17 protein-coding genes are annotated in these 15,524 nt (G+C 56.9%); 2 read left to right on the forward strand and 15 right to left on the reverse strand.

Features of this window, described 5'->3' with window-relative positions:
• The first annotated feature begins 81 nt into the window (after nucleotides 1-81).
• Nucleotides 82-1,092 (forward strand): tyrosine recombinase XerC, encoded by a 1,011-nt coding sequence (locus tag D1646_RS00215; protein WP_201754493.1) that lies wholly within the window; start codon nucleotides 82-84, stop codon nucleotides 1,090-1,092.
• A 40-nt stretch (nucleotides 1,093-1,132) separates the two neighbouring features.
• Nucleotides 1,133-1,498 carry an SdpI family protein gene (locus D1646_RS00220; RefSeq protein ID WP_160634484.1) on the forward strand — a complete coding sequence of 122 codons (366 nt, stop codon included), beginning with the start codon at nucleotides 1,133-1,135 and terminating at the stop codon, nucleotides 1,496-1,498.
• On the opposite strand, the gene D1646_RS00225 is transcribed toward D1646_RS00220, so the two are convergent.
• From D1646_RS00225 to D1646_RS00295, 15 genes are all read right to left on the reverse strand, one after another.
• Entirely contained in the window at nucleotides 1,461-2,207 is a 747-nt protein-coding gene (locus D1646_RS00225; protein ID WP_160634485.1) for an SUKH-3 domain-containing protein, read from the reverse strand. The genes D1646_RS00220 and D1646_RS00225 overlap by 38 nt on opposite strands.
• A gap of 27 nt (nucleotides 2,208-2,234) precedes the next feature.
• On the reverse strand, nucleotides 2,235-3,365 hold the full coding sequence (locus tag D1646_RS00230; protein WP_160634486.1) for a DUF362 domain-containing protein: 1,131 nt from the start codon (nucleotides 3,363-3,365) through the stop codon (nucleotides 2,235-2,237).
• 71 nt (nucleotides 3,366-3,436) lie between these two features.
• The gene (locus tag D1646_RS23860; RefSeq protein ID WP_347565097.1) at nucleotides 3,437-4,378 is read right to left on the reverse strand and encodes a DMT family transporter; all 942 of its coding nucleotides are present in this window, start codon (nucleotides 4,376-4,378) and stop codon (nucleotides 3,437-3,439) included.
• A gap of 24 nt (nucleotides 4,379-4,402) precedes the next feature.
• Nucleotides 4,403-6,376 carry an NAD-dependent DNA ligase LigA gene (gene ligA / locus D1646_RS00240; RefSeq protein WP_160634487.1) on the reverse strand — a complete coding sequence of 658 codons (1,974 nt, stop codon included), beginning with the start codon at nucleotides 6,374-6,376 and terminating at the stop codon, nucleotides 4,403-4,405.
• Nucleotides 6,369-7,031 carry a VanZ family protein gene (locus D1646_RS00245; RefSeq protein WP_160634488.1) on the reverse strand — a complete coding sequence of 221 codons (663 nt, stop codon included), beginning with the start codon at nucleotides 7,029-7,031 and terminating at the stop codon, nucleotides 6,369-6,371. The genes ligA and D1646_RS00245 overlap by 8 nt, the downstream gene beginning before the upstream one ends.
• Nucleotides 7,032-7,047: 16 nt before the next feature.
• Entirely contained in the window at nucleotides 7,048-7,737 is a 690-nt protein-coding gene (gene yunB, locus D1646_RS00250) for a sporulation protein YunB (protein WP_160634489.1), read from the reverse strand.
• 44 nt (nucleotides 7,738-7,781) lie between these two features.
• Nucleotides 7,782-9,029 carry a methionine gamma-lyase family protein gene (locus D1646_RS00255; protein WP_160634490.1) on the reverse strand — a complete coding sequence of 416 codons (1,248 nt, stop codon included), beginning with the start codon at nucleotides 9,027-9,029 and terminating at the stop codon, nucleotides 7,782-7,784.
• A 23-nt stretch (nucleotides 9,030-9,052) separates the two neighbouring features.
• Nucleotides 9,053-10,441, reverse strand: coding sequence for a UDP-N-acetylmuramoyl-L-alanine--D-glutamate ligase (murD, locus tag D1646_RS00260; RefSeq protein ID WP_160634491.1), 1,389 nt, complete (start codon nucleotides 10,439-10,441; stop codon nucleotides 9,053-9,055).
• 129 nt (nucleotides 10,442-10,570) lie between these two features.
• Complete coding sequence (locus D1646_RS00265) at nucleotides 10,571-10,969, reverse strand: hypothetical protein (protein ID WP_160634492.1); 399 nt, start codon at nucleotides 10,967-10,969, stop codon at nucleotides 10,571-10,573.
• Nucleotides 10,970-10,989: 20 nt separating this feature from the next.
• Nucleotides 10,990-11,871, reverse strand: coding sequence for a site-specific tyrosine recombinase XerD (xerD, locus tag D1646_RS00270; protein ID WP_160634493.1), 882 nt, complete (start codon nucleotides 11,869-11,871; stop codon nucleotides 10,990-10,992).
• A gap of 24 nt (nucleotides 11,872-11,895) precedes the next feature.
• Nucleotides 11,896-12,450: a hypothetical protein gene (locus tag D1646_RS00275; RefSeq protein WP_160634494.1), complete on the reverse strand. Its 555-nt coding sequence runs from the start codon at nucleotides 12,448-12,450 to the stop codon at nucleotides 11,896-11,898.
• A 336-nt stretch (nucleotides 12,451-12,786) separates the two neighbouring features.
• The gene (scfB, locus tag D1646_RS00280; protein WP_160634495.1) at nucleotides 12,787-14,208 is read right to left on the reverse strand and encodes a thioether cross-link-forming SCIFF peptide maturase; all 1,422 of its coding nucleotides are present in this window, start codon (nucleotides 14,206-14,208) and stop codon (nucleotides 12,787-12,789) included.
• Nucleotides 14,209-14,230: 22 nt separating this feature from the next.
• Entirely contained in the window at nucleotides 14,231-14,746 is a 516-nt protein-coding gene (locus D1646_RS00285) for a hypothetical protein (RefSeq protein WP_160634496.1), read from the reverse strand.
• A 67-nt stretch (nucleotides 14,747-14,813) separates the two neighbouring features.
• On the reverse strand, nucleotides 14,814-14,954 hold the full coding sequence (scfA, locus tag D1646_RS00290; protein ID WP_087393998.1) for a six-cysteine ranthipeptide SCIFF: 141 nt from the start codon (nucleotides 14,952-14,954) through the stop codon (nucleotides 14,814-14,816).
• Nucleotides 14,955-15,036: 82 nt separating this feature from the next.
• A complete protein-coding gene (locus D1646_RS00295) occupies nucleotides 15,037-15,459 on the reverse strand; it encodes a TIGR04086 family membrane protein (protein ID WP_160634497.1) in 423 nt (140 codons plus the stop codon).
• Nucleotides 15,460-15,524: the final 65 nt, after the last annotated feature.

The raw sequence follows: 15,524 nt of genomic DNA on the forward strand, positions 1-15,524 counted from the left end.
GGATCAGACCTCAGAGGGGCCACATTTCCAGGTAAACAAAATAAAAATTTTGTTGACTGGAGTGGAGGCTGAAACGCCATTTTGAGGTGTGATCTTGATTCTGTGGACTACCGTACTGACGCGCCGCCTATTCTGCGGGATTTCCTGGTCTACCACGAGACTATCCAGGGACACTCCCGGCGAACGGTGGATGAATATTATTTGGATTTGCGGAATTTTTTCCGTTTTCTCAAGCACGATAAGAATTTGGTCTCCAGAGATATTCCGGTGGACGAGATCTCCATTGACGACGCGGACCTGGCCCTGGTTCGCAGCGTCTCTCTGACCGATATCTATTCCTATATGAACTATCTGTCTCGGGACCGCGGCCTGAATAATACATCCCGTGCCCGCAAAGTGGCCACCATTCGTTCCTTCTACAAATACCTTACCAACAAGGCGAAGCTGCTGGAGGTCAACCCGGTCCAGGACCTGGACTCACCCCGGTTGAAAAAGACTCTCCCTAAATACCTCAACCTGGATGAGAGCCTGGACCTGTTAAATAATGTGGACGGAAAAAATTCCATTCGTGACTACTGTATCCTCACGCTGTTTCTCAACTGCGGCCTGCGTATTTCCGAGCTGGTGGGGCTGAATAAAACGGATGTTCGAGGCGACCAGCTGAGAGTTTTGGGCAAGGGCAACAAGGAGCGCATTTTATACCTCAACGAGGCCTGTCAAAATGCGCTGGAAGACTGGATGATGGAACGGGATACCCTGGCCCTGGTGGACCAAAATGCTCTGTTTGTGACCCTGCAAAACCGGCGGCGTATCTCCACAGCGGCGGTCCACAAGCTGGTGAAGAAACACCTGGCCGCCGCCGGGCTGGACAGCACCCAGTACTCCTCCCACAAGCTGCGCCACACCGCCGCTACCCTGATGCTGCAAAATGGCGTGGATGTGCGCACCCTTCAGGAGGTACTGGGCCATGACCACCTGAACACTACACAAATTTACACTCATGTGGACAACGACTCAATGCGCGCCGCCGCCAAGGCCAATCCGCTGGGAAGGGCAAAACAGCGGAAACAAAAAGCAGAAAAAGACACCTAATGTATGGCCAATCATGCTTTATTAGGAAGGCGGTAATGAAATGAATACACTTTATTTCTTAGTTGTGATGCTGGCCCCGGCGGCGATGCTGGCGGTGGGAATCCTGTGGAGAGTCTCCCCTCCCCCCTACCGGTCCAAAGGTCTGGCCTACAGCACAGAATTGACCCAGAGCAATCCGGACGCCTGGGATATGGCCCATCGAAACTGCGCCAAGCTGTGGACCCGCATCGGGATCGTCAGCGGCGTGGTCAGTGTGATCTTGATCGTGCTATTCCAGGAAGTTCTGGAAAACCTTTGGATGTGGTTTGTGGTGGGACAGATGGTGCTGTTCTGCGTTTCAGTATTTATGGTAGATTTATTATTGAAAACTATCTATTCAGACGAAAATCAAAACAAAAATAAGTAAATCTATAAAAAAGCAACCCCTTCAGCCAGGTGCTGGAGGGGTTGCTTTTTCTGTTATGCCATGGAGAGCATCCACTGTGTAAAGGAATCCTGAGACTGGATGGGGTCTGGTATGCCGCCGTTTTTGGCAAAGCGCTTCTGAGCGTAAGAGTATAGGTGCCCTGATCCATCTTTGCTTCGATTTTGTCGCTCAAGTTGTAATCCTCATAGTTTTTGTCCGGGTCCCAATCCAAAAAGGGTTGATATTCCTCTTTTAAGCCGAAAAACTGTGCAAAAAAATCGAACAAGTTTGGGGCAATTTCCTCAAACTGGCCTTCTGTCTCCCCATAGACCTTCCCGTTTTCACTCCAGTAGATGAATTCAGAGCTCCAATAACGGTCTCCGTGTTCCACCACACCAATTTCTATCAACAATTCATCCCGCTGGAGCTGGATTACTTCTACCACGGGAAGCTCCCAGAGTTCACACCCGCTTATTTCGCGACTGGGTGTTCGCCATCCGATTAAGATCAGCTCTTTTTTCACATCAGATCTGGGCCGAAAAAAACCGCCCTTCATCTGTATGCCACCGAATTGCTCCACAAAGATACGGGCGGCGGGAAAGAGATAGACACCAAAAAGGCCAAGCTGCTCCAGGGCTTCGATGCCCTCCTGACGCTTAGAGCCATCCCAGCCGCATCGGGCAAGCGCCTGCTTTACCTGCTCTTCCAAAGCGGTCTCCATTGGAAACCACACCCCTCACATCTGAATCAGCTCATATTTCCGGGAGCCCAGTCCGATTTTCTCGGCGTGAGCCAAGCAGCTGCGCCACTCCGACTCCGGGGTTGAGTTGGTGAAGTGGTCGTGGTGGTCATGGAAGCTGGGGTCGGCCAGGTGCTGAGCCAGCTGACTGCCCGGCATGGGTTCAGCGGCCATACAGGCGTCCACACAGGCCTGGTCCAGAGCCAGCGGGTCGGTGGAGACGAACATCCCCAGATTGGGCAGGATAGGCACGTCGTTCTCGGCGTGGCAGTCGCAGTTGGGGGACACATCCACAATCAGTGAGATGTGGAACTGGGGCCGCCCGTCCACCACCGCCTTGGTGTACTCCGCCATGCGGCAGTTGAGGGCCGCCTGGGCATTATCGTTCTGGAAATAGATGGCGTCAAAGTTGCAGGCCCCCAGACAGCGGCCGCAGCCCACGCAGTGCTGTTCATCCACCGTCATTTTCTTGGAAGCCTCGTCAAAGACCAGACCGCTGTTGGCGCACTCCTTTTGACAGCGGGTACAGCCCCGGCAGGCACTGACTCTGATCTTGGGCTTGCCGCTGGCGTGCTGCTCCTTCTTCCCTGCCCGAGACCCGCAGCCCATACCGATGTTTTTAATTGCCCCGCCGAAGCCGGTCATCTCGTGGCCCTTGAAGTGGGTCAGGCTGATGAACACGTCTGCGTCCATGATGGCCCGGCCAATCTTGGCCTCTTTGACATATTCGCCCCCTGCCACAGGCACGTCCACATCGTCGGTCCCCTTCAGACCGTCGCCGATGAGGATGGGACAGCCCACCGTCAGCGGGGTAAAACCGTTCTGCCAGGCGCACTCCAGGTGCTCCAGGGCGTTTTTCCGAAAGCCGGGGTACATGGTGTTGCAGTCGGTGAGGAAGGGCTTGCCCCCCAGTTCCTTGACCACGTCCACCACCGCCCGGGCGTAGTTGGGCCGGAGATAGCTGATGTTGCCCAGCTCGCCGAAGTGCATCTTGATGGCCACAAATTTGCCCTCCAGATCCAGGTCCGCAATGCCTGCCTTGCGGATCAGCTTCTTCAGCTTAGTGGGCAGACTGTCACCATAGGCCTGGGTATGAAAATCAGTGAAATAAACCTTTGATACCTGCATAAACATTTTCCCCCTATGTAAAATTATTAAAACTATACCATATAAACTATACTTTAAGTCAAGAGGAATCCTCAAATATTTACTCTTTTGGCCTCCAATATCCCAGGAATGATGGAACACAGAGAACCGGCGACAATCAGCACAACCCCCGCCAGCATATTGGGGACAATCTTCTCCCCGTGGAGCCACCAGGCCAGCACCGGGGACAGAGCCGGTTTGAAAAAGTAGACCAGAGAAACCACGCTGGCCGGCTGACGCTCCATCGCCATAAAGTAGCAGCAGAAACCGATACCAGCCACACCCACCGACACAAAGAGGACATAGGGAAGATTTTGCAGGGTATAGCCCGCCATGATGGGGATGTTGGCAAAGTTCTCCAGGCCCGCCTGCTGGAACATCCGAGCCACCGCCGGAATGTGAGAAATCAGGATAAAGGCCAGCACAATCAAGCTGCCGAAGAGGAAACTGAAGCAGCTGACCACCGCCCCGCCAAATTCGGCACATTTTCGCTTACCCATAACTCCGTACAGAGAAAACAGCAGTGTAGACAGCAGCGCCAGCAGCACACCGGTCATATTCAGCCGGGTATTCCAGGGGCTGATGATGACCACAGTGCCGGCCACTTCCAGCAGGAGGGCTGCAATATTCCGGGGTTTAATCGGCTCTCTCAGGAGGAAAAAGGCCAAAAATGTAACGAACACCGGATTGCAGCTGAACAGCACTGCCGTCACACCGGAGTCGGTGTAGCTCACCGCCATTTGGAGGATGGGCATACTCAGAGCTATGCCAATAAAGCCCAGCAGTGCAAAATATGCTACGCTTTTGGCGTCCAGCTGCTTTCCTCGCTTCTTCAGTGTGTTCATTGCCACTGGCAGCAGGAACAGGAAACCCACAGCAAAGCGGCACAGGGTCAGCTGGACAGAATTGATCTGGCCGGCGATAAATTTCAGCACCACCTCATAGGAGGTGAACATCACCACCGTCACAGCAATATAAAGATAGCCCTTTTTCACGGAAAGCCTCTCCCCTTTTCTCTACTATTTCAGCAGTTCTAGGAATTCATCCTCGGTCAAAACAGGGATTCCGAGCTCCTGAGCCTTACGCAGCTTGGAGCCAGCAGCTTCCCCCGCTACCACATAGGTGGTCTTTTTGGATACAGAGCCGGAGGACTTGCCGCCCCGGGCCTCGATCATGCCGCTGGCCTCGTCCCGGGTGAATTTCTCCAGCGCCCCCGTGAGGACAAAGGTCATCCCGGCAAAGCGCTGGTCACTCCCCTGCTCTGCCGCTGTCATGTTGACCCCCGCCTCCTTCAGTCGTTCAATTAGGTGCCGGCTCTGGGGGCTGGCCATCCAATCCAAAATGCTCTGAGCAGTGATCTCTCCAATGTCGTCCACTGCGGTGAGCTCCTCCAGGGTCGCGTTCTGTAAAGCCTCCAGGGTTTTGAATCGGGCGGCCAGGATCTTGCCCGCCTTCTGTCCCACCTGGCGGATTCCAAAGGCGTAAATCAGCCGGGATAGATCCTGCTCCTTGGACTTCTCCAGGGCGGCCAGCAGCTTTTGGGCGGACCGTTTGCCCATTCGATCCAGCTTGGATACCTCCTCCTCGTTCAGGAAGTACAGGTCCCCCGGCGTCTTAACCAGTCCGGCCCCCACCAGATTCTCCACCACCGCAATGCCAAGACCGTCAATGTCCATGGCGTCCCGGCTGGCGAAGTGGGCCAGATTACGCAGCAGCTGGGCGGGACATTCCGCACCAGTACAGCGGATGTGGGCCCCCTCCTCATCCCGTTCCACCGGGGCTCCGCACACAGGGCACAGCTCAGGAAGGTAGTAGGGCTGCGTATCCTCTGGGCGCTCGTCTAAAACAACAGACAGCACCTCTGGAATGATCTCTCCCGCCTTGCGCACCAGAACGGTATCACCAATGCGGATATCCTTCTCGGAGATAAAATCCTGGTTGTGGAGGGTCGCGTTGGTGACGGTGGTGCCCGCCAGACGGACAGGGGTCAGCACCGCCTTTGGGGTCAATACGCCGGTGCGGCCCACCTGAACCACAATGTCCAACACCTGGGCGGGCTTCACCTCCGGGGGATACTTATAGGCGGCGGCCCAGCGGGGGAATTTTGCTGTAGAGCCCAGTGCCACACGCTGTGACAAGTCATTTACCTTTACAACTGCGCCGTCAATATCAAAGGGGAACGCCTCTCTGCTTTCTCCAATGTCAGAAATGCGCTCTGTGGCCTGGGAGACCCGAGCACAGCTGTAATGCGGAATTACTTTAAATCCCTTGTCCCGCAAATAATTCAGCGTGTCCAGATGGGTATGAAACTCCACTCCCTCCGCCAGCTGGACGTTGAACACCGCAATGTCCAGTTTTCGGGAGGCCGCAATCTTGGGATCCAGCTGCCGCAGGGAGCCAGCGGCGGCGTTGCGGGGATTGGCAAACAGTGCCTCTCCCCTGCGCTCGCGTTCCTCGTTTAACAGATGAAATACCTTCTTGGGCATATAGACTTCCCCCCGGACGATGAGCCGGGGCGGGGCGTCTGGAATTTTCAGCGGAATAGACCGGACGGTGCGCAGGTTTTCGGTGACGTCCTCCCCCACCTGACCGTCTCCCCGGGTCGCGCCCCGGATAAAGAGGCCGTCCACATACTCCAGCGCCACCGACAGCCCGTCCACCTTGGGCTCCACCACATACTCAGCCTCCGGAACCACGCCCCGTACCCGCTGATCGAAGGCCTCCAGCTCCTCAAAGTCGAACACATCCTGGAGGGACTCCAGCGGTACCGGGTGGGTCACCTGGGAGAAGGATTCTAACGCCTGTCCCCCCACCCGCTGGGTAGGTGAATCGGGGGTTATCGTCTCCGGATTGGCCGCCTCCAGCTCCTCCAGGCGGCGCAGCTTGTGGTCGTAGTCGTAATCGGACATAGTGGGCTTGTCCAGCACATAGTACTCATAGCCGGCTTGGGTCAGTTCCTGGCGCAGTGCCAGGATTTCGGCAAAATCATCCATGAAAATATCCTCCTTTAGGCTGACATTGGAATTTTTCGGTGAAGCTGGGAAAGGCTGCCCGCAGCAGACAGAAGATCCAGAAGCCCGCCAGCGCTCCGGTGGTATTCAAAATCACATCGTCAATATCGGTGCTGCGGCCAATGAAAAACTGAACAAACTCAATCGTTACAGAGGAACAGAATCCAGCCAATAGGGACTTCCACCAGCGGGGGTTTCGCCAGAGCAGCGCGGTGAAGAAGCCCACTGGAGAGAAAATCCCAATGTTGGCCAGCACTAAAAACATGACCCAGGGGCCATGAACAGCGCGGAAGATCTCCTGAAAGGGTTCCAGCTGTAGGTTCTGGAGCTGCATCTGAAAATCCACCGGGGGAAACACCGGCTGTGTCCCCTTCCAGACGCCCATCCAGTGGCCCCTGGTCCAAAAATAGGCGGGGAATACCGTCAGCGCGGCCAGTCCGGCGGAGAACATGACAAACAGAAGCAGGCCCCCCTCCCGCAGCGGGCCGCTGTTCAAGCCCAGCCTGGCCAGCCGCCGAAAACGCCTGGGACGCAGCAGAAGAAATACCACGAGCGCGATACACATACAGGGCAACATTTGAAGCAGGTAGTCCCAGATATTTTCCAAATACCACCACAGTGTTTTTGTCAGACTCATTGGTAAAGTTCCTTTTCTACGATTTTACGCCGTCCCATTGCAGATAGGTGTCCGGCACCTGACCGACAATAACAGTCTCGGCCACACACAGGCGGGTGTGGAGCTCTGTCTCCGTCCTCCCCCCGGGGAGCAGCAGAGTCATAGGGACGGAGGTCTCCAGCCAGATACGATGAAGGGTCTGGTTTACGCCAGCAGAGGCGAACTGGCTGTCAAACTCAGCGTGTACTGTTCCTACCGTAATCGCCTGGATTTTTAGAGACGGCCCTTTCGCCCACAGGGGTTCCAGGTCAAACAGATTGCCCAGAGGCACCTGAATCAGGGAGGCGTCCGCCCGTTCCAGCGTCTCCAAAATAGAGGCGGTCAACTCCGACCGGAGCAGGTTCATCTGTGCCATATTGGTAGTCAGGGCGGTAATGGCGCCGCTCTCGTCCCGCTGGATCGTAATAAAGTCCCCATAGCTCACCTGCCGGGCGGCAACAGCCTCCTCCACCACCGCAGTCATGGTGTTCTGGGCCTGGGCAGCGGCAAGCTCCGACACCACGGGGCGCAGTTTGGCCTCCAGCAGGGCAATCACCGACGCGGCCACCGCCAGGGCCACCGCCAGCGTGAGCAGCAGGGTTGATCCCTCAAACCGCACACCTGCTGGACGGCGTTGAGGGACGGGTTTCCGGATGCGCCGTATCAGCTCCCGCCGCCATGGTCTCATATCCTCACCCCCCATGGGTCAGGATATTCCAAAGGCGGCTTGGACTATGCCTCCAATAACTCCTGCACCGCCAGCAGCACGCCCAGCTTGCCCGACTCGAAGGTCAGGCCGCCCTGGAGGTAGACGGTGTAGGGCTCCCGCATAGGGGCGTCGGCGGACAGCTCGATGGAGGCCCCCTGGACAAAGGCCCCGGCGGCCATAATCACCTGGCAGTCGTAGCCCGGCATATCCCAGGGCTCTGGAGTGACATAGGAGTCCACCGGCGCACCGAACTGGATGCCCTTGCAGAACTTCCGCAGGGCCTCCGGCTGCCTCATGTGGATCATCTGAATGATATCGTGGCGGACCGTCGAGGAGTGGGGCTCGGTCTCGTAGCCCAGCAGCTCCATGACTCTGGCGGCAAAGACGGCGGTTTTCACCGCCTGGGCCACCGTATGGGGCGCCAGGAACAGGCCCTGGTAGAGCAGCCGGTTCTGGCCCAGGGTACAGCCGCACTCCCCTCCGATGCCCGGCACGGTGAGCCGCATAGCCGCCCCCTCCACCAGGTCTCGCCGTCCGGCAATATAGCCGCCCGTGGGAGCCAGACCGCCCCCGGGGTTCTTAATGAGAGAGCCCACCACCAGGTCAGCCCCCACGTGGGTTGGCTCCAGCTCCTCTACAAACTCGCCATAGCAGTTATCCACCAGAATGGCAGCATTGGGATTGGACGCCTTGATTCTGCGGCACATCTCGCCAATCTCCTCCACTGACAGAGACGACCGGGTAGAATAGCCCTTGGAGCGCTGAATGAGTACCGCCTTAACCCTGGGGTCGGCGGCAGCCCTTGCCATCCCGTCCAGGTCGGGTTTGTTGTCCAGCAGCTCCACCTGCCGGTACTCCACCCCGTAGTCCTTCAGGGAACCGGGCCCCTTGTCCACCGCCCCTACAACCCCCCGCAGGGTATCGTAGGGTGCGCCTATGGCGGACACCAGCACGTCTCCGCGCTTCAGTGCCCCGAAGAGAGCGCAGGCAATGGCATGGGTCCCGTTGACGAACTGGATGCGCACCAGGGCGGCCTCCGTTCCGAAAAGCTCGGCGTAGATTTTATCCAGTTCATCCCGGCCTAAGTCGTCGTATCCATAGCCGGTGGTGCCGGCAAAATAACCGTCGGCTACCCGGTGTTTCTGAAAGGCAGCCAGTACACGGGCGGTGTTTGTTTCCGCAATGGCATCAATGCGGGAAAATTCCTCTGTCAGCTGTCCCTGGGCCTGAACGCCCAGAGTTCTGACGCGGTCGTTGATCTGCAAAGTCATATCTCTTGTCAATCCCATCTGTTTTATTCTAAATGATTTACCAGCTGCTTGAACACCTTGCCCCGTTCCATAAAGTTCTTGAACCGGTCGAAGGCGGCACAGGCCGGGGACAGCACCACCACATCCCCTTCCTGGGCAATGTCTCGAGCGGCGGCCACGGCAGCGGTCAGGTCTTCCGTCTCCAGCAGTCTCAGGCCGCTTTCTGCACAGCTCTCCGCATTCTCCACCGCCTTTTTGATGGCAGGGGCGGTGTCGCCGGTGAGAATGAGTGCCTTCACCTTTTTGACAATTTCAATGCCCAGCTGGGTGAAGGGCACCCCCTTGTCGTAGCCGCCGGCGATGAGGATCAGCTTCTGGTCAAAGGAGTCAAGACAGGCCATGGTGCGGGTGGGGCTGGTACCGATGGAGTCGTTGTAGTACTTCACCCCGTTCAGCTCCCGCACCAACTCAATGCGGTGCTCCACTCCGGTGAACCGCTGGGCCACCGCACGCACACACTTGTCGGGGACGATCCCGTCCACCGCCGCAATGGCCGCCATGTAATTTTCAATATTGTGCAGTCCGGGAATATGGATGTTGTCCAGCGGCAGGACCTCCCTGCTGCCCATGTCGTTGGTCAGCCAGATGGCCCCGTCCCGCAGGTATACCCCCTCCTCCAGCCGCTGCTTCCGGCTGAACAGCATCGTCCGCCCCACAGCGGTCTTGGCCAGGGAGCGGGTGATATCGTTGTCGAAGTTAAAAATGGCCCGGTCCTGGGGGCCCTGGTGGCAGAAGATATTCAGCTTGGCTCCGGTGTACTCCTCCATGGTGTGGTGGTAGTCCAGGTGATTGGGAGACAGATTTGTGAATACCGCCACATTGGGACTGCGGTCCATGGTCATCAGCTGGAAGGAGGACAGCTCCACCACCGCCACGTCGTCAGACGTCATACCGTCTACGTCGGGCAGCAGGGGACGTCCAATGTTGCCCCCCAGATAGACATTCCGCCCAGCCTCTTTTAAAAACTCGCTGATAAGGGTCGTGGTGGTGGTTTTGCCATCGCTGCCGGTAACACCGATGATCTTGCAGGGGCACAACTGGAAAAACAACTCCATCTCAGAGGTAAGGATACTCCCCTGCTCCAGCGCCTTTTGCAGCTCCGGCGTGTTGGGGCTGAGGCCAGGGGTTCGGAAAATCATATCAAACCGGTGGATCTTGGCCAGGTAGTCGGGCCCCAGCCGCAGCTTGGCCCCCAGGCTCTCCAACTCAGCGGCCTGTTCCGCAACCCGTTCCCTGGGGGATTTGTCGCAGACAGTGACCCTCAGTTCAGCCCGCAGCAAAGTGCGGATCAGTGGGGTATTACTAACCCCCATCCCGATAACTGCAATGGACTTGCCCCGCAGGGTCTCCAAATATTCAGACATGGTGGACATAGAAACGTCCTCCTTCCATTATTTTCTTCTGAATATTATATTACCATATTCTCCCGGATAATTCAATCATTCCGCCCATGAAAAAGCCCCGCACGGCAAGTTCCGCGCGAGGCTTGTCATTTTACCGGTTCAAGCCAGCATCAGCTCTTGAATTTGGCGGTTGTGCTGATGGACCACCATCTCCAGCGCGGAAATTCGGACCTCCAATGCCTCGTACTTTTCCAGTGGGGTGACCCGGTCCAAAGCAGCCTGCTGGCCCTCCATCAGCAGATTCAGTGTCCGCTGCAGCTCGGTATCCATATAAATTCTGACGCCATCCACCTTGTTCTCCAGCCGCATATTGTTGGCCTGGATGTTCTGAAGCCCTTCCACCTGCAGGTGCAGTCCCTGGATGTCCTCCTTCAAATTCTGGATATCTGCCTTCAAAATCTGGACGTTCTCCTTCAGCGTGGAGATATCCTGGCGCATGGGTTCCATTGTGGATTCTATAACCCGGCCAATGGCCTGAATCAGTTCCTGGTCTGTCATCGTGCCTCTCCTTATCTGAATCACGCCCTGGGGTGGGCCTTTTTGTATACGTCCTTGATTTTTTTGTTAATTAGCTTGGAATATATCTGAGTGGAGGAGATATCTGCATGGCCCAGCATCTCCTGAATAGATCTGAGGTCGGCGCCATTCTCCAGCAGATGGGCAGCAAAGGAGTGGCGCAGTGTGTGGGGAGTGACATCCTTTTGAATGCCCGCCTTCTCTTGATAATACTTAATCAGCTTCCAAAAGCCCTGCCGGCTCATCCGTTCACCGTTCATGTTAACGAACAGTGCCGTCTCATCCACCGATTCCACCAGCTGGGGTCTGACACGATTGACATACTCCCCCAGCGCACGGATGGCTGCCGGGTAGAGGGGGATGGTGCGCTCCCGGCCCTTGCTGAAGCACCGAAGCACCCCTCCCGGCAGGTTCAGGTCGTCTACATCCAGCTCGATGAGCTCGCTGACCCGGATGCCGGTCGCGTAGAGCAACTCCAGCATAGCCCGGTCCCGGTAGCCCTTCAAATCAGTACACTCGGGCTGCTCCAGAAACAGCTCCACCTCTTTCCCGGTGAGTACCTGGGGCAGCTTGCGCTCTACCTTGGCGGCAGAGACTCCCTTGGCCGGATTCTGATCCACATAGCCCTTGGACATCAGACAGGCGTAGAAGGACTTGATGGAGGCCACAGAGCGGGTTACCGTGGCAGGCGACTTTCCCCGTTTCGTCAGGGAGTTTGCATAGTCCTCCACATCCCGGTTGGCCACCTGGGTAAGGGGCAGCCCCTTGCCCTCCATCGCTACAGCAAACTGATGGACGTCCCGGAGGTAGGAGCTGACCGTGTTGGCCGAGGCACGCTTTTCAGTTTTCAGAAAATCCTCGTAGACCGACAGTAGTTCAGACACTTCCAAGACTCCCCCCAATTAATCTTACAGCACCACCTGAGCCACGCCCCGCAGCAGAACTGGTACCACCCAGTACTCCAGCAGTCCTGCCGACAGCCCCAGCCCAGCACAGGCCACAGCCCGATACCAGATGGCCGGATTCAGCGGGGGAGCGCTCTCCCCCAAGGACCGGCGCAGCAGCCGCTGAGCAGAGAGCAGGCCAGGGGTCCCCAGTAAAAACAGCGCAGGCGACCAAAGCAGGGCGGGCAGTCCAAAGAGGATGAATGCGGGGAGGAGGCCTCTCCAGCCAAAAATCCGGCAGAAGCAGGCGGCGGGAAAGCAGAGGGAGAAACCCCGCACCCAGAAAACCAGAGGCATCCCCACCGTCCCCAGCGCGGTCAGCGTCAGCACCAGAACAGCCAGCACATACTTCATCTGCCCCCAGATGACCGGCCACAATCTGCGCGGCAGCTCACCCTCCTGGGTCAGGGTCAGATAATCCGCCAAATACTCGCTCAGCTCCTGCGCTCCCTCTCCGTTGGACGCGGCGGCAAGTACACAGCCAACAGAGCCGCCCAGTAAGAAGGCAATACTCAGCACAATCAGCGCGCCACCTTGTCCCGGCGGCAAGTCCCATTTTTTCATTCCCACAGGCGTCACCTCAGGACTAGCCTATGTGGGGGAGTGCTGAAATAGACGCAGACGGCACCGTCTCTTTATCTGATGAATCTACTATAGCGCTAACTGCCATTTTTCGCAAGAGGTTTTTGCGAATTTCTCCATTTTTGTCAATTCTTTCAATACTTTATGTTAACTATGTTATGTCAACCGTGCAAACCAACAAAGAAACGGAGCCGAGCGACCGGCTCCGTTTCAAGGGGTATTCTGTTTGAGGTTGGGGGAAACACGCCGCTTTTGGACAGAAATATTGGAAAATCAGGCCTCGCAGAGATTACAATCTGTATTATTACATTTTGTATTCGCTGGTTCGCCCATCCCTGCCGCCAGGGCGTTCAGGGCAATGGCACACTCCAGGCGTTTGCGCTGCATTGCGCAGGCCACCTCGTTTGACCTTGTTATGTCGCCGTTGACAAGCAGATTGGATGCAGAGCAGCCCCCGCTACAGTAGAACCTGGCCCAGCACTCCTGACAGGCCGGACGGGTGTAGATATTCTGTTGGGCAAACCGCCCAGAAATATCCATATCGAAGGAGCCGTCGTGGACGCTGCCCATGCAGTACTCCTCCCTGCCCACAAACTGGTGGCAGGGGTAGATATCCCCATCGGGTGTGATGGCCACGTACTCACAGCCGGCGCCGCACCCCCGTAGCCGCTTGATGACACAGGGCCCTTGGGACAGATCTACGTTGAAATGGAAAAAGTTGATGTCCTTCCGGTCCATCAGTGCCTGGGCCAGCTTTTCGTATTCCTTCTCTACCCTGCTCAGGTCCTCCTCCCGGATGGCAAAAGGGTCGTCCGCAGGACCGCTGCAAGGCTCCACCGACACGTGGCGGAAGCCCAGGTCCCCCATACGGAGTACGTCAGCTGTGAAGTCCAGATTTTCCCGGGTAAAGGTTCCCCGCACATAGTAGTCCCGGGTTCCCCGCCCGGCCACCAGCTTCTGGAACTTGGGGACGATCACCTCGTAGCTCCCCTTTCCGTTCACTGTGGGGCGCATCCGGTCATTGACCTCCTGGCGGCCGTCCAGAGACAGCACTACGTTGGACATCTCCCGGTTGATATAGTCGATGGTCTCGTCATCCAGCAAAACACCGTTGGTGGTGATTGTAAAGCGAAATACCTTGTCATGCTCTTTTTCCAGAGACCGGGCATATTCTACCGTCCGCTTTACCGTGTCCAGGGCCATTAGGGGTTCACCGCCAAAGAAATCGACCTCGATATTGCGCCGCTTCCCCGACTTGGTCACTACCCAGTCAATGGCTTTTTTGGCAGTTTCAAAGTCCATCGTCATGCGGTGTCCAGTGCCAAAATCCCCCGTTGAAGCAAAACAATATCTACATCTCAGGTTACAATCGTGAGAGACATGAAGGCAAAGGGCCTTGACTACTGCAGCCTTGGGCAGATCCATAGCCGCCTTCGTGTCCAGGTAGTCGTCGTTGGTGAAGAGCAGTCCGGCCTCCTGGAGCTCTTGAAGCTCCTGCCAGCTCTCCTCCAAATCGGCGGGGTCGTACTGGGGAAGCTGGGCTGCCAGCTCCTGGGGTACCCTCCCCTCCCCTACCGGGCCTTCCCCCAATTTTTTTAGTAAATCATAGGTCAACTGGTCCAACACGTGAACTGCGCCACTATTGACGTCAGCCGCTAGGTATTGGCCCAGAGCTGTAAAGGTATGTACCTTCATAGTGTAATCCTCTCTTCATTTTTTAGTTGTTGCAGATGTGACACCCAAAGACAGTGAGCAGGGTCTGATGCCTGGGACACAACGGAAAGCCGCACAGAACCGGGTCGGAGACATCCGCGCCGAGGAGCCACTCCTCCAGTGCGTCTGCCTTGATCTCCGAGAAGGCCATCTCCCCTACCAGCTCCGCGAACCGATCCAGACAGGGAAACAGCAGCTTCTCATTGGGATGGTAGTCCAATTTTTCCCAGCCCATCCGCTCCCTGGCCCCCGCAGCCACACAGAGCAAAAACTCTCTGTCACGGGCAAACGAGGCCGGGGCCCAGGGCATGTCCCGCAGGTCGAATCCCACCGTCCCCATCCCGACCCTGCTCTGGTCCCGCTCCGCCAGCCAGACGATCAGCCGCTTTTCTGACACGGTCTTAGCCAACGCCGAGCCGCCGAGGACCAGAACATTCAAAAAGACGTCTGTCAGGCCGTTGCTCATCTGGAGGCATGTCCCGCCGGATGTGGACGGATTCAGACCGATCATATTCCCCATGTCATCCTCCCCCCAGGCATAGCAAAAAGGCAGGCGCGGGCGCACCTGCCTCTTTTAAGCGGGCTTTTTACTTGTTCTCGCACTTTTGGTTGGCGACGGTGCAGGAAGTCTTGCAGGCGGACTGGCAAGAGGTCTGGCACTCGCCGCAGCCGCCCTTCGCGGCGCTGGCCTTCAAGGTGGCCCCGTTGAGAGTCTGAATATGCTTCATTGGTATCTCCTCCTGTTTCATTGCTTACAGCAGATTCTGCCATAGTGACAGTTATTATAACATAGCGTCCGAGAGATTTCAATCATCTTCTGCGTTTTTTCTTGGGTTTTCTTGCCAGCAATCCCGGGATCGCCCCACCGCACAGGCAGGCGCACAGGAGTCCAGCGCCTCCGTTGGCAATGGAGGCCCCCTGGCAGGCGATCAGTCCAGCAGTGAGCAGCAGCAAAAAAAGCACCGCTCCCGCCCCCAGTCCCACCAGCAGAGACCGGCTGCCAACCCGGTGGACGGCCCAGGTCCCGCCCACCAGAGCACCCAAAACACATACAGCCAGTACGCCCCCATACATACCGCTCACCGGTATAACGCCCATGGACACCAGCACCGCGCAGACCAGCAGGGCCAGGATGGTAGTCACTCCGGCCAGCACGCCGCCCTTGAGTACTTCACAGGTGGTATTGAGCCACTGGCCGCCCAACTCTTCTGGCCGCCGTTCCTTCTTCTTCATAAAAACACCCTCCCCCACGGTTTGGTAAAACCTATGCGGGGAGGGCGAAAGACATACCTGTTTTG

Source organism: Pseudoflavonifractor sp. 60 (assembly GCF_009911645.1).
Classification (GTDB): domain Bacteria; phylum Bacillota; class Clostridia; order Oscillospirales; family Oscillospiraceae; genus Lawsonibacter.

Bases quoted from the DNA above. Each gene is read 5' to 3' on its own strand.
- D1646_RS00285 (WP_160634496.1), bottom strand. From the start codon at position 14,746: ATGGGGAATATGATCGGTCTGAATCCGTCCACATCCGGCGGGACATGC.
- D1646_RS00265 (WP_160634492.1), bottom strand. From the start codon at position 10,969: ATGACAGACCAGGAACTGATTCAGGCCATTGGCCGGGTTATAGAATCC.
- D1646_RS00230 (WP_160634486.1), bottom strand. From the start codon at position 3,365: ATGCAGGTATCAAAGGTTTATTTCACTGATTTTCATACCCAGGCCTAT.
- D1646_RS00245 (WP_160634488.1), bottom strand. From the start codon at position 7,031: ATGAGTCTGACAAAAACACTGTGGTGGTATTTGGAAAATATCTGGGAC.
- yunB (WP_160634489.1), bottom strand. From the start codon at position 7,737: ATGAGACCATGGCGGCGGGAGCTGATACGGCGCATCCGGAAACCCGTC.
- D1646_RS00295 (WP_160634497.1), bottom strand. From the start codon at position 15,459: ATGAAGAAGAAGGAACGGCGGCCAGAAGAGTTGGGCGGCCAGTGGCTC.
- scfA (WP_087393998.1), bottom strand. From the start codon at position 14,954: ATGAAGCATATTCAGACTCTCAACGGGGCCACCTTGAAGGCCAGCGCC.
- murD (WP_160634491.1), bottom strand. From the start codon at position 10,441: ATGTCCACCATGTCTGAATATTTGGAGACCCTGCGGGGCAAGTCCATT.
- scfB (WP_160634495.1), bottom strand. From the start codon at position 14,208: ATGAAGGTACATACCTTTACAGCTCTGGGCCAATACCTAGCGGCTGAC.
- D1646_RS00255 (WP_160634490.1), bottom strand. From the start codon at position 9,029: ATGACTTTGCAGATCAACGACCGCGTCAGAACTCTGGGCGTTCAGGCC.
- ligA (WP_160634487.1), bottom strand. From the start codon at position 6,376: ATGGATGATTTTGCCGAAATCCTGGCACTGCGCCAGGAACTGACCCAA.
- D1646_RS00220 (WP_160634484.1), top strand. From the start codon at position 1,133: ATGAATACACTTTATTTCTTAGTTGTGATGCTGGCCCCGGCGGCGATG.